This window comes from Nonomuraea sp. NPDC004702 (genome assembly GCF_053601695.1).
On the sequence record NZ_JBSGCE010000023.1, the window covers coordinates 69,943 to 90,067 of the forward strand.

Annotated in this window: 21 protein-coding genes; 9 read left to right on the forward strand and 12 right to left on the reverse strand. The window is 73.8% G+C overall.

Going from position 1 to position 20,125, the window contains the following annotated elements; translation table 11 throughout:
* Positions 1-65 precede the first annotated feature (65 nt).
* Positions 66-710, reverse strand: coding sequence for a response regulator transcription factor (locus ACWEJ6_RS26940; protein WP_358286274.1), 645 nt, complete (start codon positions 708-710; stop codon positions 66-68).
* A gap of 216 nt (positions 711-926) precedes the next feature.
* Here ACWEJ6_RS26940 and ACWEJ6_RS26945 point away from each other — a divergent pair, with 216 nt between their 5' ends.
* The 4 genes from ACWEJ6_RS26945 to ACWEJ6_RS26960 all read left to right on the forward strand — a co-directional run bounded on the left by ACWEJ6_RS26945 (position 927) and on the right by ACWEJ6_RS26960 (position 5,195).
* On the forward strand, positions 927-1,409 hold the full coding sequence (locus tag ACWEJ6_RS26945; protein ID WP_358286272.1) for a cation:proton antiporter regulatory subunit: 483 nt from the start codon (positions 927-929) through the stop codon (positions 1,407-1,409).
* An 8-nt stretch (positions 1,410-1,417) separates the two neighbouring features.
* Positions 1,418-2,578 (forward strand): cation:proton antiporter, encoded by a 1,161-nt coding sequence (locus tag ACWEJ6_RS26950; protein ID WP_358286270.1) that lies wholly within the window; start codon positions 1,418-1,420, stop codon positions 2,576-2,578.
* A gap of 17 nt (positions 2,579-2,595) precedes the next feature.
* Positions 2,596-3,213 carry a pentapeptide repeat-containing protein gene (locus ACWEJ6_RS26955; protein WP_352351136.1) on the forward strand — a complete coding sequence of 206 codons (618 nt, stop codon included), beginning with the start codon at positions 2,596-2,598 and terminating at the stop codon, positions 3,211-3,213.
* Positions 3,214-3,290: 77 nt separating this feature from the next.
* Positions 3,291-5,195 carry a hypothetical protein gene (locus tag ACWEJ6_RS26960; RefSeq protein ID WP_452427126.1) on the forward strand — a complete coding sequence of 635 codons (1,905 nt, stop codon included), beginning with the start codon at positions 3,291-3,293 and terminating at the stop codon, positions 5,193-5,195.
* Between the two features lie 45 nt (positions 5,196-5,240).
* Here ACWEJ6_RS26960 and ACWEJ6_RS26965 read toward each other — a convergent pair whose 3' ends face one another.
* The 3 genes from ACWEJ6_RS26965 to ACWEJ6_RS26975 all read right to left on the reverse strand — a co-directional run bounded on the left by ACWEJ6_RS26965 (position 5,241) and on the right by ACWEJ6_RS26975 (position 7,426).
* Positions 5,241-6,233 carry a hypothetical protein gene (locus ACWEJ6_RS26965; protein ID WP_387669449.1) on the reverse strand — a complete coding sequence of 331 codons (993 nt, stop codon included), beginning with the start codon at positions 6,231-6,233 and terminating at the stop codon, positions 5,241-5,243.
* The gene (locus tag ACWEJ6_RS26970) at positions 6,223-6,756 is read right to left on the reverse strand and encodes a copper resistance protein CopC (protein ID WP_397156337.1); all 534 of its coding nucleotides are present in this window, start codon (positions 6,754-6,756) and stop codon (positions 6,223-6,225) included. The genes ACWEJ6_RS26965 and ACWEJ6_RS26970 overlap by 11 nt, the downstream gene beginning before the upstream one ends.
* A 106-nt stretch (positions 6,757-6,862) precedes the next feature.
* Entirely contained in the window at positions 6,863-7,426 is a 564-nt protein-coding gene (locus tag ACWEJ6_RS26975) for a hypothetical protein (RefSeq protein ID WP_452427129.1), read from the reverse strand.
* 76 nt (positions 7,427-7,502) lie between these two features.
* Between ACWEJ6_RS26975 and ACWEJ6_RS26980 the strand changes: the two genes are divergently transcribed.
* On the forward strand, positions 7,503-7,805 hold the full coding sequence (locus ACWEJ6_RS26980; RefSeq protein ID WP_387669453.1) for a hypothetical protein: 303 nt from the start codon (positions 7,503-7,505) through the stop codon (positions 7,803-7,805).
* Here ACWEJ6_RS26980 and ACWEJ6_RS26985 read toward each other — a convergent pair.
* The 3 genes from ACWEJ6_RS26985 to ACWEJ6_RS26995 form a co-directional block, all read right to left on the reverse strand.
* Positions 7,772-8,737 carry a fatty acid desaturase family protein gene (locus tag ACWEJ6_RS26985; RefSeq protein ID WP_452427228.1) on the reverse strand — a complete coding sequence of 322 codons (966 nt, stop codon included), beginning with the start codon at positions 8,735-8,737 and terminating at the stop codon, positions 7,772-7,774. The two genes, ACWEJ6_RS26980 and ACWEJ6_RS26985, sit on opposite strands and share 34 nt — an antisense overlap.
* A 223-nt stretch (positions 8,738-8,960) precedes the next feature.
* Positions 8,961-9,386: a nucleoside deaminase gene (locus tag ACWEJ6_RS26990; protein WP_357976749.1), complete on the reverse strand. Its 426-nt coding sequence runs from the start codon at positions 9,384-9,386 to the stop codon at positions 8,961-8,963.
* On the reverse strand, positions 9,373-10,254 hold the full coding sequence (locus tag ACWEJ6_RS26995; RefSeq protein WP_452427132.1) for an LLM class flavin-dependent oxidoreductase: 882 nt from the start codon (positions 10,252-10,254) through the stop codon (positions 9,373-9,375). The genes ACWEJ6_RS26990 and ACWEJ6_RS26995 overlap by 14 nt, the downstream gene beginning before the upstream one ends.
* A gap of 95 nt (positions 10,255-10,349) precedes the next feature.
* Between ACWEJ6_RS26995 and ACWEJ6_RS27000 the strand changes: the two genes are divergently transcribed.
* Positions 10,350-10,808 (forward strand): Lrp/AsnC family transcriptional regulator, encoded by a 459-nt coding sequence (locus tag ACWEJ6_RS27000; protein WP_387669459.1) that lies wholly within the window; start codon positions 10,350-10,352, stop codon positions 10,806-10,808.
* A 36-nt stretch (positions 10,809-10,844) separates the two neighbouring features.
* On the opposite strand, the gene ACWEJ6_RS27005 is transcribed toward ACWEJ6_RS27000, so the two are convergent.
* The 5 genes from ACWEJ6_RS27005 to ACWEJ6_RS27025 form a co-directional block, all read right to left on the reverse strand.
* Positions 10,845-11,984, reverse strand: coding sequence for an FAD-dependent monooxygenase (locus ACWEJ6_RS27005; RefSeq protein WP_358286253.1), 1,140 nt, complete (start codon positions 11,982-11,984; stop codon positions 10,845-10,847).
* Positions 11,985-12,009: 25 nt separating this feature from the next.
* Positions 12,010-13,578: an MFS transporter gene (locus ACWEJ6_RS27010; RefSeq protein ID WP_358286251.1), complete on the reverse strand. Its 1,569-nt coding sequence runs from the start codon at positions 13,576-13,578 to the stop codon at positions 12,010-12,012.
* Positions 13,579-13,663: 85 nt separating this feature from the next.
* Complete coding sequence (locus ACWEJ6_RS27015) at positions 13,664-15,049, reverse strand: FAD-binding oxidoreductase (protein ID WP_452427135.1); 1,386 nt, start codon at positions 15,047-15,049, stop codon at positions 13,664-13,666.
* Between the two features lie 46 nt (positions 15,050-15,095).
* Positions 15,096-15,356 (reverse strand): hypothetical protein, encoded by a 261-nt coding sequence (locus tag ACWEJ6_RS27020; protein ID WP_452427136.1) that lies wholly within the window; start codon positions 15,354-15,356, stop codon positions 15,096-15,098.
* 69 nt (positions 15,357-15,425) lie between these two features.
* Positions 15,426-16,316, reverse strand: a complete 891-nt coding sequence (locus ACWEJ6_RS27025) for a hypothetical protein (protein ID WP_387669467.1) — start codon at positions 16,314-16,316, stop codon at positions 15,426-15,428.
* Positions 16,317-16,563: 247 nt separating this feature from the next.
* Here ACWEJ6_RS27025 and ACWEJ6_RS27030 point away from each other — a divergent pair, with 247 nt between their 5' ends.
* The 3 genes from ACWEJ6_RS27030 to ACWEJ6_RS27040 all read left to right on the forward strand — a co-directional run bounded on the left by ACWEJ6_RS27030 (position 16,564) and on the right by ACWEJ6_RS27040 (position 20,049).
* Positions 16,564-18,267, forward strand: a complete 1,704-nt coding sequence (locus ACWEJ6_RS27030; protein ID WP_452427230.1) for an exo-alpha-sialidase — start codon at positions 16,564-16,566, stop codon at positions 18,265-18,267.
* A 247-nt stretch (positions 18,268-18,514) separates the two neighbouring features.
* The gene (locus ACWEJ6_RS27035; protein ID WP_452427138.1) at positions 18,515-19,309 is read left to right on the forward strand and encodes an ABC transporter permease; all 795 of its coding nucleotides are present in this window, start codon (positions 18,515-18,517) and stop codon (positions 19,307-19,309) included.
* Positions 19,306-20,049 carry an ABC transporter permease gene (locus ACWEJ6_RS27040; protein ID WP_452427140.1) on the forward strand — a complete coding sequence of 248 codons (744 nt, stop codon included), beginning with the start codon at positions 19,306-19,308 and terminating at the stop codon, positions 20,047-20,049. Before ACWEJ6_RS27035 ends, ACWEJ6_RS27040 begins: the two co-directional genes overlap by 4 nt.
* The last annotated feature ends 76 nt before the right edge of the window (positions 20,050-20,125 follow it).

Genomic DNA, 20,125 nt, shown 5'->3' on the forward strand with positions numbered 1-20,125 from the left:
ATCACGAGACGCAGTGGAACCACCTCTACCGGTGCGGATGAGGGGCGCCGTCTGGTGCGTCTGCGTCAGTCGAGCAGCCCTTCCCTGCGCGCGACGGCCACGGCCTCCAGCTTGGACCGGGCCCCGAGCTTCTCCAGGACGTGCTGGACGTGGTTGCGCGCGGTGTTGCGGGCCACGCCGAGCCGCGCGCCGATCTCGTCCGTGCTCGCCCCTTCGGCCAGCAGCCGCAGCGTCTCGCGCTCGCGCGCGGTCAGCGCCGCACCCGGGCTCCGCACCCGGCCGGTCAGGCGGTCGAGCACGCCGGGCAGCAGGCCGGGCGCGAACACCACGCCGCCGGCGGCCACCTCGCGCACCGCCGACTCCAGCTCCTCCAGCCTGGACGACTTCACCAGCAGGCCCGCCCCGCCCGCCTCCACCACCCGCGCGGCGACCGAGGCGGTGGCCTCGCCGGTCAGCACCAGCACCCGGGCCCCGGGCGCGACCGCCGCGAACCGGCTGATCGCCTCGACGCCGTCGCCGTCGGGCAGCCGCCGGTCGAGCACCACGACGTCGGGCCGGCGGCGGGCGGCCGCGGCGAGTGCGGCGGCGACCGTGCCCGCCTGCGCCACGACCTCGATGCCGGGCGCCCGGCCGAGCGCCAGGCCGATGGCCTCGGCCACCATCGCGTGGTCCTCCACGAGCAGCAGCCGGATGGAGGAAGTGGTCGGCATCGCTTCGTCTCGCCTCTCCCGCGGCAACGTCCCCGGCATCTTCCCACCCGCGTCCCGCCCGCGCCGCCCGTTCCCGGCGGGCCGGACGGGTGCCGCCGCGGGCGGCCGGAGAGCGCCGGACGGCAGGCGAGGGCGGGATACGAGGAGGTCAAGCGGGCGGAGACCGTTGGTAGTGTTGTCCAGAAATATGCATATTTTTTGGGATGGGTGGGATAGGTGGAGGTTGAGCAGACAGCGTTGCCGGGCATCGGGCTTCGGCACGATTTCACCACCCGCGCCGGCCAGCGGGTAGGCATCGTCTCGCACCGCACCGGCCGTCGCGACCTGGTGATCTACGACAAGGACGACCCCGACCGCGCCTGTCAGACGGTCAAGCTGAACGACGAGGAGGCCGACGCCCTGGCCGAGCTCCTCGGCGCCCCCCGCATCGTGCAGCGGCTCAACCAGCTGCACCAGCAGGTCGAGGGCCTGGTCAGCGTCCAGCTCCCCATCCCGTCCGGCTCCCCCTACGCCGGGCGCGCCATGGGCGAGGCCCGGGTCAGGACCCGTACCAGCGCCTCCATCGTCGCCGTGGTCCGCGGCGGCCAGGTGTTCGCCAGCCCCGGCCCCGACTTCGTCTTCCGCGAGGGCGACGTCGTGGTCGTGGTGGGGAGCGCGGACAGCACCGCGGACGTCGCCGGCATCCTGGCTGACGGGTAGGACCGCGGGTGCACGAAACCGCGGTCATCTTTCTCGAGTTCGGTGCTGTTCTTCTGGGTCTGGGGGTTCTGGGCGCGCTCGCGCTGCGCGTCGGCATCTCACCGATCCCGCTCTACCTCATCGCCGGTCTGGCGTTCGGCACGGGCGGCGTGCTGCCGCTGGCGACCAGCGAGGAGTTCATCTCGGTCGGCGCGGAACTGGGCGTCGTCCTGCTGCTGCTGACGCTCGGCCTGGAGTACAACGCCGACGAACTGGTCACCAGCCTCACGAGCAACGCGCGGGCCGGCATCGTCGACCTCGTGCTGAACGCCGCCCCCGGCGCGATCTGCGCCTTGCTGCTGGGCTGGGGGCCGGTCGCGGCGGTGGCCATGGCGGGCGTCACCTACGCCACCTCCTCCGGCATCACCGCCAAGGTGCTGTCCGATCTGGGCTGGATCGGTAACAGGGAGACGCCGACGGTGCTGTCCCTGCTGGTGTTCGAGGACCTGACCATGGCGGTCTACCTGCCGGTCCTCACCACCTTGCTGGCGGGCCTGAGCCTGGTCAGCGGGGCGATCTCGGTCGGCATCGCGCTCGGCACGGTGAGCGTCGTGCTCGTCGTGGCGCTGCGCTTCGGGCGCTTCATCGAGGCGTTCGTGTCGAGCCCCAACTCCGAGGTGCTGCTGCTGAAGGTGGTCGGGCTGGCGCTGCTGGTGGCCGGGCTGGCCCAGCAGCTGCAGGTGTCGGCGGCGGTCGGCGCGTTCCTGGTCGGGATCGCGCTGTCGGGGCAGCTCGCGCACGACGCGCAGGCGCTGCTCGCGCCGCTGCGCGACCTGTTCGCGGCGGTGTTCTTCGTCTTCTTCGGGTTGCAGACCGATCCGGCGAAGATCCTGCCGGTGGCGGGGCTGGCCGCGCTGCTGGCGCTGGTGAGCATGGTGACCAAGCTCCTGACGGGCGCGTACGCGGCCAGACGGGCGGGCATCGGCAAGGCCGGTCAGGCACGGGCGGGCATCGCCCTCATCCCGCGCGGCGAGTTCAACATCGTCATCGCGGGCCTGGCGGTGGGCGCCGGGGCCCATCCCGACCTCGGGGCCCTGGCGGCGGCGTACGTGCTGATCCTGGCGGCGTTCGGGCCGCTGGCGGCCAAGCTCGTCCAGCCGCTCATCACGGCCATCGCGAACAAGGCGTGATCCGCTAGTTTGTTCGCATGGCCGACCGTAAGCACGGGGTCCCCGCGCCCCCGATCGAGACGACGATCCACGCCGACGACTGGGACAGGACGGAGATCGCCGGTGAGACCTTCCACCGGGTCCTGTTCCAGGGCGTCGACCTGACCGAGCTGGTCGACCAGGGGGCGTCGTTCGAGGAGTGCACGTTCAGGAACGTGCGGCTCAACGTCTCCACCCACGAGGACGCGCGCTTCCTCAACTGCCTGTTCAGCCGGTGCTCCCTGTTCGACGCCACGTTCAGGGGGTGCAAGCTGACCGGCAGCATGTTCGACGGCTGCACCTTCGGGCTGCTGAAGGTCGACGGCGGCGACTGGTCCTACACCGGGCTGCCCGGCGCCGACCTGCGCGGCAGCGCCTTCCACGGCGTCCGGCTGCGCGAGGCCGACCTGACCGGGGCCCGGCTCGCCGGGGCCGAGCTGCGCCGGGCCGACCTGTCGGGGGCCTGGCTGCACGGCGCCGACCTCACCGGCTGTGACCTGCGCGGCAGCGACCTGAGCACGCTCGACCCGCACACGGTCACGCTCAAGAAGGCGGTCATCGACCCCTTCCAGGCCACGGTCGTCGCCGAGGCACTGGGCCTGGAGGTCCGCTCCTGAGCGCCGGCCTGGAGGTCCGTTCCTGAGGCGCCGGGCCTTGAGGTCCGCTCCGGCGGCGGGTCGGCGATGATGGCGGTGTGCCGAACGCCGATCTCAACGACGCCGAGCGGGCCGTGGCCGCCGCGCTCGCCCACGGCCGCGCCGTCGACCTGCGCACCGGCGACCCCGCCGCCGACGACCCGGCCGCGGCCGCGTCCTGGGATCCCGGCCGCACGGTCCGGGGCGAGGTGCTGGCCGGGCTGCTGCTCGGCGGGTTCGACGAGCCCGCCGCCAAACCCCGGCTGATCCTGGCCGGGGCGCGGATCACCGGCGCGCTCAACCTGGCGTTCGCCGAGCTCCCCTTCCCCGTCACCTTCCAGGGCTGCGCCTTCGACGCCGCCCCCGACCTCTACCACGCCCGCACCCGCTTCCTCAGCTTCAGCGGCTCGCGGCTGCCCGGCCTGACCGCCTCGAACGTCCAGGTCGAGGGCAACCTGCGGCTGGCGGGCAGCCACGTCACCGGCGAGCTGCGGCTGCCCGGCGGCCGGATCAGCGGCAACCTCGTGCTCAACTGCGCCCGCCTGAGCCATCCGGCGGGCACGGCGCTCAACGGCGAGCACCTCGACGTGGCCGGTCACCTGCGCGCCCAGGACGGCTTCGCCTGCGACGGCACGCTCGTCCTGGCCTCCGCCCGGATCGGCGGCGCGATCGAGCTGGACGGCGCCCGCCTCAACGCGCCGGGCGGCACGGCCCTGGAGGCGTCCAACGTGATCGTCCAGGTCGGGCTGTTCGCGCGGGACGTGGAGGCCGACGGCGAGGTCAGCCTGCGGTTCGCCCGCGTGTCCGGCCCGCTCACGTTACGCGGCTCGCGCATCCGGCGGCCGGGCGGGCTCGCGCTGCGCGCCACCGGGCTCAACGCCGAGGCGAGGCTCTTCCTGGCCGGGCTGACGGCCGAGGGGCAGGTGCGCCTCAACCGCTCGGTCATCGGCGGCACCCTCGGCCTGGAGGGCGCGCGGCTGAGCGCCCCGGGCGGCGTGGTGGTCGCCGCCGACGGCCTCACCGTGAACGGCTCGCTGCTGGCCTGGCGGGGGCTGCGCGCCGAGGGCGAGTTCAGCCTGCTCGACGCCACGGTCACCGGACCGGCGCACTTCGAGGGCGCGACCCTGGTCAACCCCGGCGGGGCCGCGCTGTCGGCCAACGGCCTGTCGGTGGGCAAGGTGCTCAACCTCTGCGACGGCTTCTCCGCCCGCGGCCGGATCAGGCTGACCAGCGCCCAGGTCGGCAGCCGCCTGTGCCTCGACGACGCCACCCTGTCGGCGCCCGGCGAGGTGGCGCTGAAGTGCTGGCGGCTGGAGGCCCGCGAGCTGGCGCTGCGCACGGCCGCGCCGGTCGAGGGGGTGGTGGAGTTACGGTACGCGCGGATCGGCGTCCTGCGTGACGACCCCGCCGGGTGGCCGCGGGCGATGCGCATGGACGGGCTGTCGTACGAGGTGCTCGACCCCATGCTGCCGGCCGCCGGGCGGCTGCGCTGGCTGCGTGCCGACCCCGACGGTTACCTGCCGGGCGCCTACGAGCAGCTGGCCGCGATGTACCGGCGGCTCGGCGCCGACGCCGACGCCCGCGAGACGCTGCTGGCCGGCCAGCGGCGACGCCGCGCCGCGCTCCCCGGGTACGCCCGCTTCTGGGGCCACCTCCAGGACGCCACCGTCGGCTACGGCTTCCGCCCCCTGCGCGCGGCGGCCTGGCTGGCCGCGCTGCTGGCCGCGGGCACGGTCGTGTTCGGGCTCGACGTGCCGCCGCCGTTGAAGCCGGGCGAGGCGCCGCCGTTCCACGCGCTGGTCTACACCCTCGACCTGCTGCTGCCGATCATCGACCTCGGGCAGGAGAAGGCCTACAACCCGCAGGGCGGCGCGCAGTGGCTGGCCTGGGGGCTCATCATGGCCGGCTGGGTGCTGGCCACGACGATCGCCGCCGGTCTGACCCGCTCGCTGCGCCGGACCTGAGGCGCGCGGCCCCGGGGGCCGTCAGCACAGCGCCATGGCGGCCCGTCAGCACAGCGCCATGGCCGTCTGCCACAGGCTGGGCAGGGCGGCCAGCACGTGGTCGCCGCGGCGGCGCCGGTCGGCGAACGTCTCGGCGCCGAGGTCGGCCAGCAGCTCCTGGAAGCCCTCCTCGTACCCGGCCGGCGCGCCGGCGGCGGCGCGTTTGTCCAGGCAGCGCGCGTACGTGGCGACCAGCCAGAACACCGCCTCCCGGTGGAGCCCGGCGGCGACGAGCTCGCGGCTGCCGTCGATGGCGATCGGACGCGCCTGCGGCGTGATGTCGGAGGTGAAGCGGTAGGACGGCGCCTCCAGCCCGGCGGTCGCGTCGAAGACCGCCTCCAGGGCCGCCAGGTGCCGCTCCACCCGCTGCGGGGTCATCCGCGCGCAGCCCAGCAGTTCGAGCAGGTGCTCGTGCCAGTCGAGCCGGCCGTGCCCGGCCAGCAGCTCGCGCACGGCGGCGTACCGGCGGCGCACGGTCGGGTTGCGCAGCCCGGCGACCAGCAGGACGTGCGTGGTCACGCCCGTGCCGAACAGCCAGGACGCCACCTGCTCGGGGACGGGCGCGTTCTCGTCCATGGAGTTGATCCAGCCGCGCACCCGGTCCATCGCCTGCGTGCAGCGGGCGATGATCCAGGGTCGTTCGGCGAAGTCGCGGGCCACCAGGCGCTGGATCTCGCCGAGCCGCCCGGTCGGGTCGGCCAGCACGCTGGGCAGGTGGAAGCTGCCGGCCAGGTGGTAGTCGCTCAGCACCTCGTGGGTGGAGCCGATGCGGGCGATGCCGGAGACCTCCAGCAGGACGCCCTCGTAGCGGAACTTGCCGATCGCGGGCGGCGGGTCGGCGAGCACCATCACGTCCACGTCGGACGTGGGGCCGAGCTCCGTGCCCGGGGCCGCCCACAGCGCGGACCCGGTCAGGAACGCCCCTTCGAACCCGGGCAGGCGGGCGCCCTCGTCGAGCACCCACTGCCGCGCGAGCTGCCTGGCCCGCTCAACCAGCATCCACGTCCTCCCGGTCAGGGCCGCGGCGCGCGCCCCTGATCAGGAGGACCGCGCCCAGCACGACGAGCACCGCCAGCCCGCCCCAGATCCAGCCGGGGACGCCCGTCGCGGCGGGCCGTTCCTCGACGGGCGAGGGCGCCGCTGCCGGTTGAGAAGTAGATCCTTTCATGACGAACGGGATTTCGCCCTCGATCGGATGGCCGTCGGAGGACACGACACGCCAGGCGATCACGTACGAACCGGGCGCGGGCTGCCGGGGCACCTCGGCGAACACCTTGGGCCCCTCGACGCGGGGCTTGCCGACCTCGACGGCCTTGCCCGCCGCGTCGTGCAGCACGACGAAGGGGAACTGGACGTGGGCGTTGAACTCCAGCTCGATCCGCTCGATCGCGGACAACTGCGCGTTCTTGGCCGGTGAGCTGCTCTTGAGCGTGTCGTGGGCGAGCGCCGCGGTGGACGGCAGCAGCGCCAGGAGGGCCGCGCAGGCGAGCGCGGCCAGGCGGAAGGGCCAGGAGGGTTTCATGGGAACTCCGGATGCGGACGGCCGGACCGGCGCCGGGGCGCCGTCCGGGCACGGAAGAGCACGGAAGAGCACGGACGGGGACGCGTCCTGAACCGGACGCGGGACTTCAGCGGAGGCGGAGCCGCCGGGGTGGTCCTCGCCGGGTGACCGTGCGGCAGGCGGTCCTGCCCATCGGAGTGGGGACGTCGGCGTACGCCGGAGCGCGCCCGTCGGGGCGGCGCGGCGGGATCGGCGCCTCGACCGGCGCGAGCATCAGCGGCCCGAGGATCGGGGGCGGCGCGGCGGACAGGCGGATCATGAGCCACAGCGCGCGCTCGCCGCGGTGCAGCCACCAGGCCGTCAGCGCGGCCACGGTGAGGTGGACCAGCGCCATGGCGGGCGCGGGATGGCCGTGCCCGGCGGCGGCGCCCGTGGCGGGCGCGAGGCGTTCGAAGAGCTGGTGCAGCACGAGCTGGGTGAGCGTGGTGGCGGCCAGGATCGCCGCGGGGCCGCGCTCGCGGCCGTTGATCGTGAGCGCGGCGGCGAGGGCGGCCAGCACCCCGAGCGCGCCGCCCCAGAGCGGGACGGCCCCGCCACCGGCCAGCAGGTGCCCCGCCGCGGACACCAAGCCGCAGACCGTCGCGAACACGACGGCCCGCGACAGACGCAGCCAGACTGACGCGGCGGTCACAGCCGCCATCCTTACACAACCGCCACACTTACCAGGCGGCGCGTTCGGCGTGTCCGCGCGGGGGCAGCTGACTCTGATGGACTTCGCCCGAGGCGATGGGCCGGATCTGGAACTGGTGGTCCGGCGGGAGCTGACCGACGCGGGTTTCAACGTCGAACCGTCCCTGCTGCCGGTCGACGGGGGGCTCACCGTCTGGCTCGATCCGTCCCGCGGCGTGGTGGTCGTCTGGGGTCCGGCCGGCGCCGACACCGCCGCCCACCTGGCGAAGTACGCGACCATCCGCACCGCGGTCCTGCTCGCGCTGCGGATGGTCCTGGCCGGGGCCGGCCATGAGATCCGGGAGGATCAGGAGGGCCTGGAGCTGGTGGTCACCTCCTGAGGGGCGCGCAGCGGCGCCCCGACGTCGTGCAGGTGCCGCATGGCCTGGGCCCACGACTCGACGAGCCCGCACTCGACGTACGCGACGCCGAGCTCGCGGCAGTACTCGCGCACGACGGGCCGGGCGCGGCGCAGGTTGGCCGAGGGCATGCCGGGGAACAGGTGGTGCTCGATCTGGTAGTTGAGGCCGCCGAGCGCGACGTTCATCAGCCGGCCGCCGCGCACGTTCCTGGAGGTCAGCACCTGGCGGCGGAGGAAGTCCAGGGAGTCCTCGGCGGTGAGCACCGGCATGCCCTTGTGGTTGGGCGCGAACGTGCAGCCCAGGTACACGCCGTAGCAGGCCTGGTGGACGGCGAGGAAGGCGAGCGCCTTGCCGGGCGGCAGCACCGCGAACACCCCCGCGAGGTAGGCCAGGTTGTGCGCGACGAGCAGCAGCCCCTCGGTTCGTCCGCCCTTCACCCTGCGCAGGGCGCGGAAGCCGGCCACCTTCAGGTTCAGGCCCTCCAGCGTGAGCAGGGGGAAGAACAGGAACGCCTGCCACCTGCCGATGAAGCGGGGCAGCCCGCGGCTGGCCTCGGCCTGCCGCCGCGACCAGATGAGGATGTCGGGCGCGACGTCGGGGTCGTGGTCCTCGTGGTTGGGGTTGGCGTGGTGGCGGGTGTGCTTGTCCATCCACCAGCCGTAGCTGAGCCCGACGGTCAGGTTGCCGACCACCAGCCCGGCGATCCTGCTGCGCCGCCGCGACCGGAACACCTGGCCGTGCGCCAGGTCGTGGGCCAGCAGCGTGACCTGGGCGAAGGCGACGGCCAGCAGCGCCGCGACGCCGAGCTGCCCCCAGGAGTCGCCGACCGCGGCGAACAGCGTCCACCCTCCGGCGAACAGGGCGGCCACCAGGCCGATCCTGATCGCGTAGTAGGCGGGCCGCCGCTCCATCAGCCCCGCCTGGGCGATGCGGCGCGACAGCTGCGCGAAGTCGCTCCCCCGGGGCGCGGCGCGAGGGGTTTCCACCACGGTCAAGGCTCTCTCCGATGCTGGTGAGGCGGGCGTGAACACTCCTCAGCATCGCGGCGGCGGCCTTCCGGCGGACCCCCGCTGTCACCCGTCCTGATGGTGGGGCAGGCACTACCATCGGCGGCCCCCGGCGGGGCCGCGCGGGTCAGCGGTAGTAGCCCTCCAGCGGGGCGCTGGCCTCGGCGTACAGGGCCGGGCCCTCCTGCGGGACGTGCGGCCAGCCGGGGCCGGTCTTGAGGCCGGCGAGCTGCTCGTTCGACAGGGCGTACACCACGCGGCCGAGGCCGGAGCGTTCGATGGCGCCCGCGCACATGCCGCACGGCTGGCAGCTGGTGTACATGGTGGTGGCGGCCGCGGCCTCCGGGGTCAGCTCGCGGGCGGCCCAGCGGGCCAGCTTCAGCTCCGGGTGGGCGGAGATGTCGCGGTCGCCGAGGACCGTGTTGTGCTCCTCGGCCAGCACCTCGCCGCCGGGGCCGGCCAGCAGCGAGCCGAAGGGGGCCTCGCCGTTCGCGCGGGCGCGGGCGGCCAGCTCGATGGCCCGGCGCAGCAGGGTCTCGTCATCGGGGGTCATCGTCGTCCTCCTTGGACAGGTCGCGGGATTCGAGGTCCCAGTGGCCGGCCACGGCGGCGAGCGCGTGCCAGGCCGTCTGGGGGTGCAGCGTCTCGGCGGGGTCGCCGGCGAACGGGTCGAGCACGACGGTGTCGGCGCCCAGCTGCCGCAGCGCGTCGAGGTCGGCCAGGATCTGGTCGAGGGTGCCCTCCCCGGCGTGGCGGCCGGGGCCGGTGACCGGCTCGGCGGTCAGCCGCAGCAGGATGCGGGGCGCGAACGCGGGCACCGGGCGGCCGAGCTCGCCGGCCACGTCCGCCAGCCGCCCGGCGGCCTCGCGCAGCCAGGGCAGGGTGTTGCGCAGGGGGTGCCACGCCTGGCCCAGCCGTACGGCGCGGCGCAGGCCGGCCTCGCCGTTGCCGCCGACCCAGAACGGGATGGGCCCGGCGCGGTAGTCGTCGGCGGCGGACCAGGCGGCGCGCATGGCCAGCAGGTGGTCGTCGGTCAGTCGTCCGCGCCGCTCGAACGGCACCCCGAGCGCGTCGAACTCCTGCCGCGCCCAGCCGATGCCCACGCCGAGCACCAGCCGGCCGCCGCTGAACCGGTCGAGGTTGGCCGCCATCCGGGCCATCACCAGCGGATGCCGGTACGGCACGATGAGCACCGAGGTGCCGAGCCTGACCCGCGTGGTGATCCCGGCCAGCCAGGAGAGCGTGGTGAACGGCTCGTAGAAGGGACCCGGGTACTGCTGGGCGACGTCGGGGGTGATCGCGACGTGGTCGGAGATCATCAGCAGGTCGTAGCCGAGGCCCTCGACGGTCTGCGCCCATCGCCGCAGCGTGGCCGGGTCTGTGCCGGGCCCGAAGTTCGGTACGTTCACGCCGATTCTCATGACACCGAAGGCTATCCAGGCCGTCCCCCCGGGCTGAAGGCCCCGCTCACGGTGTGCGGCGGGGATCGCCGTGGATCTGCCGGTATATTCGCCGGATGGCCGAGGATCTCGACGACACCGACTGGGCGATCCTGGCGGAGCTGCAGCGGGAGGGCCGGCTGCCGCTGACCGAGCTGGGCCGCCGGGTCAACCTCAGCGCCTCGGCGACGACCGAGCGGGTCAGGCGGCTGGAGGCGCTGGGCGTCATCGCCGGCTACCGGGCGGAGGTCGATCTGGGCAAGGTCGGGTTCGGCGTGCTGGCCGTCGTGCGGCTGAAGTATCCCGGCAGCCGGCACGAGCCGCTGCGCCGCCTGCTCGGCGAGCGCCCGGAGATCCTCGAATGCCTGCGCACCACCGGCGAGGACTGCTACACGCTGAAGGTGGCGGCCGGCTCGATGCCTCACCTCGAACGCGTCATCGACGAGCTGGCCCGGTTCGGCAGCACCACGACCAGCATCGTCTACAGCCAGACCCTGCCCTACCGGGGCCCGGCCGCCCCGCCCGCACGGATCTGAGGCGGGCGCGCCGGGGCCTCCCGGAGGGCGGCGGGGTCAGATCGGCTGCAGCGCGGGAGCGGTGCGGGGCGCCGCCTCGTCGCCGTAGATGTGCAGGTCGGCGCGGAAGGCCCGCAGGTACGCCCGCCGGTCGTGGAACGTGGCGGCCAGGGCGTCGCCGTAGTCGATGAGCTGCCGGTGCGCCTGCCGGCGCGGCTCGTAGCGGGCCTGGAGCAGCTTGTCGAGCAGCGGCAGGTCGCCGCCGGCCGCGGAGATGACGTCGGCCAGGATCTCGGCGTCGTACAGGGTGTAGCTCATGCCCATGCCGGTCATCGGGTGGCAGGCGAAGGCGGCCGAGCCGAGCAGCGCGGCGTTGCCCCTGTGGTACGCCCCCACCCGCAGCGACGAGACCCTGATCGGCTGCCAGGCGGCGGCCTGCAGGGAGGCGAAGGCGTCGGTGCTGTCGGTGACGAAGCCCTTCAGCATGTCGGGCAGGCCGGCGGCGCCCCGGCCGAAGACCTCGTCGTCCTGCTCGGGGGGCAGGCCGACGAACACTCTGGCCTGGTCCTTGTCGAGCGGGTACAGGTAGGCGAGCCAGCCGCCGGAGCTGAAGTAGAGCCGGTTGAGCTGGGCGACGCTGGCGCTCAGCGGCACGGTGGCCACCCGCATCAGCAGCCGGTCGTAGGGCATGGTGACCTGGTCGATGTCGAGCGCCCGGCGCACGGCCGACTTGGTGCCGTCGGCGCCCACGACCACGTCGGCGCGCAGCCGGCTGCCGTCGGACAGCGTCAGCAGCTCGATGCGGTCGCCCTCGCGCTCGACGTGCTCGATGGCGGCGTCGAAGCAGAACTCGACGCCCTCCATCGCGCAGCAGGCGTAGATGAGCTCGACCAGCTCGCGGTAGGGGCGGATGAGGAAGCCCCCGTCGGGGAAGCGGCACTCCCTGATCGGCTCGCCGTCGTGGTAGTAGCGGATGAGGTCGCGCCGCAGGCCGTGGCGCTCGACGAGCTCGGCCAGCCCGTGGCGGGCCAGCACCCGCAGGCCGGGGGGCTTGAGGAAGTCGGCGCCCGCGCTGGGGATCGAAGGTCCCTGCTCGATGACGACGACGCGCTGCCCGCGGCGGCGCAGCAGCAGTGCGAGGAAACAGCCGCCGAGCCCGGCGCCGACGATGGCCACGTCGCACGAGGTGGTTGCCATGACGAGAGCCCTTCTTGAGGTTGTACTAGACGTGCGTGGTTCCGTAGGTCTCCGAGCTCTCTGCCGCCCGGGGCCTCGGGATGTGATCCCTGGGGGTCGTGCGGGTCTCGACAGGCAGCAGCGCGTCGGCCTCCGCCGCGACGGTGGCGAGGGTCATGCGCAGCTCCAGCAGCAGCCGGCGCGGCACCTTGATCATGTCGTCGCCCGGGTCGGTCCGCAGCCGGGTGATCTTGGTGAGTGCGATGGCCCCGATGAACACCGAGATGGCCACGCACATGGCGAGCGCGCCGGCCAGCCCGGCCAGCGGGCCGGTCAGGATGAACGGGTGGTCGATGACGAGGGACACCACGGCGATGCCGACGGCCCCGCCGACCATGCGCGCCATGGTGGCCGCGCCGACGGCGGAGGCGTACTGGCTGGGGCGGGCGGCCAGGGTGGTGGCCACGGAGGTGCCGGGCGCCAGCGCGCCGACGCCCATGCCGACCACGACGCTGGCGATCAGGCCCCACACCGTCGGCCCTGACTGGGTCAGCACCAGCACGCACGCGCCGCCGCAGAGCAGGGAGCCGGCGTAGATCAGGCCGTACGCGCCGATGTGCTTGAGCAGCTTGCCGGCCAGGTAGCTGGTGACGACGACGGCCACCGAGGTGGGCGTCAGCCACATCGCCACCTCCAGCATCGGGTAGCCGAGGTGCAGCAGGTACAGCGGCTGCACGGTGAGCAGCCCGTAGGACAGGGCGCCGAAGAACCAGGTGGCCAGCCAGCCCCAGACGAACTTGCGCTGCCGCCACAACGCCAGGTCGATGGCCGGCAGGCGGTGGTGCCTGGCCTGGGCCAGCGCGCCGCCGAGCAGCGCCAGGGCCGCGACGGCCAGCCACACGACGTCCATGCCCCAGGCCATGGCCTTGGAGATGGCCAGCACGATCACCGCGATCCCGGCGGCCAGCAGCCAGGCGCCCAGCACGTCCGGCACGCCCTTGGCCGCGGCGCGCCTGCCGGACGGGAGCGCGGCGCAGGCGATCAGCAGCGCGACGCCCATGACGACGTCGGGCACGAACAGGGCGCGCCAGTCGACGGTGGCGGCCAGCCAGCCGCCGCCGGCCTGCATGAGCAGGCAGCCGAGCCCGGAGGCCGAGCTCCACAGCGCGATCGCGCCCCGGCGCTGCGACTCGGGCAGCTCGCCGAGCAGCAGCCCGAGGCTGGCCGGGATCATCGCCGCCGCGCCCGCGCCCTGCACCGCCCGCGCGGCCAGCACGAACGACCAGGACGACGCGGCCACGGTGGCGATCCCGCCGGCCACGAAGACCACCAGCCCGAACGCCAGCACCCGGCGGCGGCCGAACAGGTCGGCCCAGCGGCCGGCCGTGGCCAGCAGCGCCGCGATCGGGATGAAGGCGGCGCTGGTCAGCCAGACCAGGTCGCCCAGCGGCATGCCGGCGCCCGCGGGGGTGTAACGCAGCACGCCGACGGCCAGGGTGGTGGCCGTGGTGTCGGCCATCACGGTCAGCATCACGCCCGCGCCGACCAGCCGCAGCATCACGGCGTGACGGCGGGTCACGCCGGTTGCTCTGACGGCCACTGGTGTCTCACGCACTCGGTCCTCCTCGCAAGAAAGCCTCAGGTTCCCCGCCGGCCGGCACACTGCGGTGGGTGCGACCGGCGCGGGGTGGTTCGGGGGGTCAGGCGCCGTAACGGCCGGGAGAGAGCAGGCCGTCCGGGTCGAGAGCGGTCTTGAGCCGGTGGAGCATGCCGAGGCTGGCGGTGCTGGTCTCGGACCAGACGTCGGCGGCGGCGTGGTCGATGTCGGAGCGGTAGATGGCGCAGCCGTTGCCGCGCAGCAGGCAGCTCGCGTCGTTGCGCAGCTGGTGGGCGCGGTGGGCGGCGTCGGCGTCGGCCCGGTCGAAGAAGATCTGGATGACGGCGTTGGCCATGTGCGGGCTGACCAGGTTCCACTCCACCATGAGGGCGATGCCGTGGGTGTCGACGGCGGTCTGCAGGGCGTCGAGGATGCGCTCGGTCCTCGTGGCGTGCAGCGGCATCAGCGGCAGCAGCACGAGGAAGCCCATGCCGCCGGCGTCGATCTGGTCGCAGGAGGTGACGCCGAGCGCGTTGCGCACGCCCTGGCAGGTCGGGATGCCCTGGGCGGTGAGAGCCCTGGTGTAGAGCGGGTCGTCGGGGCCGACCGCGGCGGCGTCGAGCACGCGCAGCGTCTCGCCGCCCTCGACCTCGATGAGCGCCTTGCGCAGCATCTCCTCGGCCAGCTCGACGGTGGCGCCGGTGCCGAGCAGCGGCCCGAGGACGGTGAACTTGCCGGTGTCCACGCCCGCCGGCAGCAGCCAGCCGCCGTCGCGGCCGGGCGCGAGGGCGAGCTCGCGGAGCCGCATGAGCCCGCCTGCCGGGTTGCCGCGGCGCAGGAACCCGGTCATCGCGCCGATCGCGGCGCCGACCTGCTCGCGCCGGATGCGCGCGTGCACGAGCCCGATCGTCTCCGGGCGCGGCACCAGCGAGACGGCCATGGCGGTGACGACGCCCAGGTTGTGCTGGACGAACGCGGCCGTCAGGTCGGGCCCGGCGACCCGGCCGTGGTAGACGCCGGTGGGGTCGAGCCCGCCGGTGGTGATCACGCTGCCGTCGGCGAGCACGGCCTCGATGCCGGCCACGTCCTGGACCCGGGAGCGGAAGCAGCCGTCGCCGCGTTCGAGGGCGTTGCCGATGACCGAGGTGTCGGCGCAGGAGGCGGTGACGTTGAGCATCCACGGCGTGTCCCGCAGCGCCTCGGCGAGCTGGGCCTGGGTCACGCCGGGCTCGATGACGGCGTAGCCGGCCTCCAGGTCGAGGCCGCGGATGCGGTTCATCCGGCTGAGGTCGACGACGACGTTGTCCTCGGTGACCGGCAGCGCGGAGCCCATGCCCCAGTTCCTGCCGGTGCTGACCGGGTAGAGGCGGCTCTTGCTCACCATGGCCCGGCGGACGAGGGCGCGTACCTCGTCCAGGGTGTGCGGGGTCTCGGTGCCCGCCAGCGAACGCGGTCGGTGGGCGCCCACGTCACGCGGCCGCAGATCCACTCGCGATAGTCCCTGCATGGCTCTCCTCGGGGGATGCGAAAACACGTCAGGCGGTGTGCTGGAGGAGGTCGTCGATGGAGCCGATGGCCTGGGTGGACATCTCCCTGATCTCACGCAGCCGCTGCTCGGTGAGCGCCTCGTAGGGCGCGGGCGGGACGGCGGCGGGGGCGGGGAAGTCGAGTGAGCCGCGCGGGGCGGCCTGTGCGGGCACGTCGTGCGGGCCGTAGGGGTGGCGGCGGGCGCGGGTGCGTCCGGTGTCGGACGACTCGTGCCGGACGAGCGCGGGCAGATGCGGTGGGGTTCGCATGACGGGAGCTCTCCTACAGGGTTCGTACGGGTTGTGCGTGCTGCCGCCCGTGGAGCGGCACGTGGGTCGTCACGTGCTCTCCTGGTGGCCGGAGCGGGGGATGACGGCCGTGGGGGTCGCCCTCGGCACGCCGTGGTTGATGACGCTGGCGGCGATCCGGCGCTCGGTCAGCCCCATGTGCGGACGGGGCGCGCCGGCCGGACGCACGGCGGCCGTGCCGCGGATGATCGAGCTGGCGTGCACCCACCGGCGGGTCTCGGCCAGCACCTCGCGCTGCGCCCTGGGCAGGTCGCCGTGGGCGGCGTAGTGCTCGCAGACGGACCACGCGAGGGCGCGGGCCATGATCAGGTGCTCTTCGCAGGCCGCGGCCACCTTCGACTCCAGCCCGACCACCTGGGCCAGGAGCAGTTGCAGGTGGGACAGGCCGGAGCTGCGGTCGAACCCGTCGAGCTCGGCCAGCCGGGCCGGCCAGCGCAGCCGCCGCTCGACGGCGGCGCGGGTCGCGGCGGCGACGTCGGCCGCGGTGCGGCCCCGCGGGTCCTCGCCCTCCAGTTGCACGGCCCGCTGCGCGGTGTGCTCGAAGTCGGACAGCCGCTTCAGCCCGCTCTGCAGCAGCCTGATGCGGTTGTGCAGGCAGGCGGCGCTCCAGCCGAGCACCAGCAGCCGGTCGCTGTCGGCCTCGCAGTGCCAGCCGACGAGGCTGACCTCGCGGGCCATGCGGTGGTGGAGCACCCATGCCTCGCGGGGGTCGACGTGGACGGGGGCGTCGATCCACACCTGCAGGCCGCCGGGGGGCAGCTCGCCGACGCCGACCTCGACCCCTTCGGGTGCCACCCTGGCGCAGATGCGCTGGACGACCTTCTGCTGCGCCGCCGTCTCCGGCGCCACCGGCGCCGGGTCCGCCGCCCAGACCGGCGGCACGCGCTCGGGGGCGACTCGCGCCCTGGGCTCGATGCTCATCTGAGGCCACCTCCAGACCCGAAGGTCCCTCCTGCGTAAATTGACACTTAATCCTGCAGCTCTGATCCTCGGGTCGCAGCCGGTCGCTGTCAACTGACACTTAACGAATACCTATCGGACGCACGGTTGGCAACCCTGGGACGCAGGTGAAACAAGGGGCCTGAGGGGGCAGAGACAAGGCATGGCCTCGCCCGTCGCGAGGCGGCCGCCCGCGAGCGGCCACGAGAGGAAGGAGTCCCCGGTGGCGATGCCCAGAGCCGCGCTGGCGGCGGTGTTCCTGGCCGCCGGGCTGCCCGCGGCCCATGGGGTCACGCACGCCGGCGAGACGTTCTGCCGTATGCCGGAGTTCACCGGCAAGTCGGTTCCGGAGGGGCCTTACCTGATCGACACTGATGTCTCACCGCGGTGGATCTACCCGTACCCGACGCCCGCCGAGCGCGAGCCGTCGTCGGAGCAGCGGCTCGACTTCGCCGGGTTCCCGAGCGTGGCGGCGCTGGACACGGTGGGCCGTGACGGCGCTCCGGTCAGGAAGCTCCTGGTCACCTACGCCACCAACGTGGACAAGGTCGTGACCCTCTCCAGCGAGTCGGCGACCTCCGACGACGGCGGCGTCACGTTCGGGCCGAGCAACCGCACGCCGCTGCGGGAGGCGCCGATCGAGCTGCGCGACGGCCGGCTGCTGGCCCTGGAGTACTACCTGCGGCGCTCCGGACCGGGCACCGCCAAGCTGGGCGTGCTGTCCTCCACCTCGGCGCACGACGAGAGCTGGGTGCGCTGGGAGGCCACGGTCTCCTCGCCGGACGCCGGCGCCTCCGGCGGGGCCGCACACGGCCTGCCGATCCAGCTCGCCGACGGCACGATCCTGTTCACGGCCTACATCCGCCAGGGCGACACCGAGGCCTACCAGGCGGAGGTGTTCGCCAGCGACGACGGCGGCCGCACGTTCGCCAGGCGCGGCGTGATCGCCCCGCCCCAAGGGCCGTTCGTCCACAACGAGACCGCCCTGGCCCAGACGCTCGACGGCTCCCTGCTGGCGGTGCTGCGCAGGGACGGCGAGCCGCCCTCCACGCTGCACCAGAGCCGCTCCTCCGACGGCGGCCGCACCTGGTCGCCGGTCCGGCCGCTGCGCATCGACGGCCAGGACTGCCTGGTGCGCGGCGTGGCGCCGCGGCTGCTGCTGATGCCGGACGGCGTGCTCGTGCTCAGCGCCGGGCGTCCGCACAACTGGCTGGCGATCGCCCCCGACGGGATCGGCGAGGAGTGGCGGCAGCAGACGGTGACGTACCGCAACAGCGACGGCGTGCGGGACGTGCACGGCTCCTCGGGCTACACCGCCGTGGCCGCGGTCGGCCCGCACCGGCTGATCCAGGTGTTCGACAACTGCAAGCTGCCCGGCGTGCGCCCCGACGGGCTGCTCAACGAGACGGCCTGCCCGGCCCACGGCAAGTTCGAGAACGGCGGCTGGTACGCGATCAAGCGCCGCCTGTACACCGTCACGCCCCCCGGCCCCGACCTGCTCGACCTGGCCGCCCTGTACCGCCGCGGCGCGCTCAAGGTCGAGACCGACATGCGCTGGACCCGCCCCGGCCGGCCGCGCACCGGCCCGTCGGGCGCCTTCGACGGCAGCACCGACTACTGGTCCGGCGCCGTCGCCGCCGGCCCCGGCCGGTACGTCCTGCACCTCGACCGCCCGTACGCGATCAACCGGATCGGCCTCGCCCTGCGCCCCGGGCACGCGGCCGGCGCCCGCGTGTACGTCTCCGCCGACGGCCGCTCCTGGGGCGAGCCCGTCGTCACCGTCGAGGACCGGACCGACTACGCCATGCGCTACCACACGGTGGCCCGCACCGGCGCGCACGTCATGGTCGTCACCGAGCCGACGGACGACTGCGACGCCGAGATCGGCGACTCCTGCAGCATGCTCAGCGAACTCGAACTCTACGGACGCTGAACCCGGCCGGAATATGCGGATTATCAGGCGGGCCGAAATGGCGCGAGCCTACGGAATGTGACGCCCGGACCCAGTGGGCTTTCCGGGACCGGAGTTTTCCCGGCCGGGCGGAAACGCGCGGCTCGGTTACTGTGACTTCCGTTCCTCTCTGCCCGCCTTCCGGCCCGCCGCGGTGACGAATGGCCGGACCGATGTTCCGGAGAGCCGATAAATTGCCGCCCCACTCCCCCGGCGCCGAGGCGTCGCCGTGCGCCTGATCCCCTCCCGCCCCTTCGACAGCGCCGCCGTGTGCGGTGTGACGGGCACCGTCGCGCTGCTGTGCGCCGCCGAGGCGGCCGGCCGCCTCGGGCTCGTCTCCCAGCTGGAGCTGCCGCTCGCCTCGGCGGTCCTGGCCACCGCCGCCGGGCTCGCCGCCGACCCCGCCTTCCTGGCCGACGTGCTGGCCACCTGCGGCGCGTGGGCGCTCGGGCTGCTGACCGCCGTGGCGGTGGCCGTGCCCGCCGGGCTGCTGCTGGGCAACCTGCCGCCGGTCGAGCGGGCCCTGCGGCCCGTGCTGGAGTTCCTGCGGCCCATCCCCTCGGTGGCGCTCATCCCCCTGGCCGCGTTCGTCTTCACCGGCCGCCTGGAGACGGAGGTCGCGATGATCGTGTACGCCGCCACCTGGCCCGTCCTGCTCAACACCATGTACGGGCTGCGCGAGGTCGACCCGCTGGCGAAGGAGACGATGCGGGCCTTCGGCTTCGGCCCGCCGGCCGTCCTGTGGCGGGTCAGCCTGCCGAGCGCGGCCCCCTTCGTGGCGACCGGCGTGCGGGTGGCCGCGGCCATCGCCCTGATCCTGGCCGTCAGCACCGAGCTGCTGGCCGGCACCAGCGGCATCGGCCACTTCATCATCGTGGCCGAGAGCAGCCCGGACGGCCTGCGGCTGACCATCGCCGCCACCCTGTGGGCCGGCGCGCTCGGCCTGCTCACCAACGCCCTGCTCGCCCACGCCTTCCGGCGGCTGCTGCGCTGGCACACGACGCTGACGGGAGCGGCACGATGATCAGATCCGTGGCGCGGCTGTGGGCCGTGCCCGTCGTCGTGGCCGTATGGGAGCCGGCCACCAGGGCGGCGGGCAACCCTTACTTCCCGCCGCCGTCCACGATCGCGCTGCGCCTGCGCGAGCTGTGGATCAGCCGGACGGCCCTGGACGACCTCTCCCACAGCCTGGGCCGGCTGCTGACCGGCTGGGTGCTGGCCGGCGTGCTGGGCGTGGCGGCCGGGGTCGCCATGGGCCGCTCGCCGCTGCTGTCGAGGTTCGTGGACCCGGCGGTGCAGTTCTGCCGGGCGCTGCCGCCGCCCGCGCTGCTGCCGGTGTTCCTGGCGCTGTTCTCGACCGGCACGCTCATGCAGGTCATGACCATCGCGTGCGGCATCGTCTGGCCGGTGCTGGTCAACGCCGCCGACGGCGCCCGCGACGTGGACCGGCTGCACCTGGACACCGCGCGGGCCTTCAGGCTGTCGGCCGGGCAGCGCCTGCTGCGCGTCGTGCTGCCCTCGGCGGCCCCGAAGATCCTCGCCGGGCTGCGGCTCAGCCTGTCGCTCGCGCTGATCCTCATGGTGATCGCCGAATTCTTCGCCACCGACGGCGTCGGTTTCCGATTGCGCGCCGCCCAGCGTTCCTTCGACCTGCCGGGCATGTGGGCGGCCGTCACCGTGCTCGGGGTTCTGGGTTATCTGCTCAATCAGGTTTTCCTGATTCTGGAACGCCGGTTGGTGGCGCATTATGGCGCGACCGAATAAAGCCGCCCGGGAATGCGGAAGATTGCCGGACGGCTGTTCTTTTTCCCCGGCACGCTTTGTTCGCGAACTCAACTCT